Source organism: Lishizhenia sp. (genome assembly GCF_057456495.1).
In genome coordinates this window covers 1-1,503 of record NZ_JBVCPV010000329.1, presented here as the reverse complement: position 1 = coordinate 1,503, position 1,503 = coordinate 1, and the positions used below count along the sequence as shown (strand labels likewise).

Below are 1,503 nucleotides of genomic sequence, written 5' to 3'. Positions count from 1 at the left end.
GCCTCATAACAGAAACGGAGCAATTAAAATTAACTTTCTAAAAGTCTAAAAGACAAAAACTCTAAAATTCTAATAAACAAAATCTGCATAAACTGTACTCCTATTTATCTCAGGCATGGTTCCAAAAACTCTATCCCAAAGCGAAGTACTTACTCCAAAGGCTTTGTCGTGCTGCTGGAAATGATGAATGTTATGATGACGCCACCAGAAGTTGTATTTCTTTGGAGATGGACGTTTATGCACCATGTTGTGTATACTCATGTACAAAGAATAACCGATCATAAAACCAGGACCAAAGGCATAGGTAGTTTCGCCCATGAAAAGGTAAAACACCAAGAAGAATAAGGAGGCAATAATCAAAGAAGGAACAGGAGGTAATACTATTCTTCCTTCATCATTGGGGTATTCGTGGTGTATACCATGAAACATGTACTGAAAACCACTGTTAAAACTAGCGTCTTTGATTTTATGGTACAAAAACCTGTGCATGAAATACTCTGCTAAGGTCCAGCTAAACAATCCTAAGACGAAATAACCAATGGCGCTTCCAAGGGTGTGATGGAGCTCGTTAATAAAATAATTCATTAAAAAGTATGCAATAACACTGTACATACTAAAAATCAGTAGTGGGTGTGACCAAGTCAGTAATTCCAAGAAATTATTACTGAAAAGTCTTGGTGATTTTTTGTTGGGAAAAATCTTGACATTCATAATAAACGCTTGTTTAATTTAGTAACCTAAAAATATAGTTCATGCATAATAAATGCTAGTAAAAAACTTCTCGCAGGCGACATAAATTTAATTTACTTAAAAGGTAGTTAAAAATGAGGTTTAAAAAAAATTGTGTTTCTGTAACCTTCTGAGAGTATTCGCGTAAACTATGTTTAACGGATCAGTTATTAACTTCTACAGGTTAATATTGGAGCTCTCTTTCGTAGAGGGCTCTTTTTTTAAATTTCAGGTCATGGAAAAAAATAAACTGCCCTCCATTATTACCTATATTACCATTATAGGTTTTATAGTTGCCTTAGTACTAAACAACGATAAGCAAGGAGATGATAAGCGTTTCAATGCCTTTCACCTGCGCCAGTCGCTCGGATTGTTAATTCTAATTACTGTACTTAGCACACTTTTACGTCTATTGCATTTAGATACGGTAAACGGTATTTTGAATTTACTGTACTTTATTATATGCATTCTACAAATTGTAGGTGCGGCAAATGGAGAATACAAATATGTTCCTTATATCGGAAAGAAAATAGATCAAACTTTTGGAAGGTTGTTTGAATAAAGAACAACATGGATATTGGTGAAGGTTATTGTTTGAAGCAGTAGCCTTTTTTTGTGTCATTTGTTTTCCTCTCTCAACCCCAGACTCCTTCTCAAAACTGACTTCTGTTAGTGATAGCAGCGGCACCGCGGATGTTGGGGCTTGGCTTTTGAATGCTTTATTGGAGAGCGACCTTGTGAAGCTTTGCAAGAAAGGAATGAAAAACCAGGTCG

At 35.5% G+C, this 1,503-nt stretch carries 3 protein-coding genes; 2 read left to right on the top strand and 1 reads right to left on the bottom strand.

The annotated features are described in order from the left end of the window. Positions 1–69: 69 nt before the first annotated feature. Positions 70–711: a sterol desaturase family protein gene (locus AC22ZQ_RS14680; protein WP_318959495.1), complete on the bottom strand. Its 642-nt coding sequence runs from the start codon at positions 709–711 to the stop codon at positions 70–72. A 253-nt stretch (positions 712–964) separates the two neighbouring features. On the opposite strand from AC22ZQ_RS14680, the gene AC22ZQ_RS14675 reads away from it, so the two are divergent. Both AC22ZQ_RS14675 and AC22ZQ_RS14670 read left to right on the top strand, forming a co-directional pair. Continuing rightward, the gene (locus AC22ZQ_RS14675; protein ID WP_318959494.1) at positions 965–1,291 is read left to right on the top strand and encodes a magnetosome magnetite crystal formation protein family; all 327 of its coding nucleotides are present in this window, start codon (positions 965–967) and stop codon (positions 1,289–1,291) included. A gap of 28 nt (positions 1,292–1,319) precedes the next feature. Further along, the coding region (locus AC22ZQ_RS14670; RefSeq protein WP_318959493.1) for a hypothetical protein at positions 1,320–1,503 on the top strand (184 nt) is incomplete at its 3' end.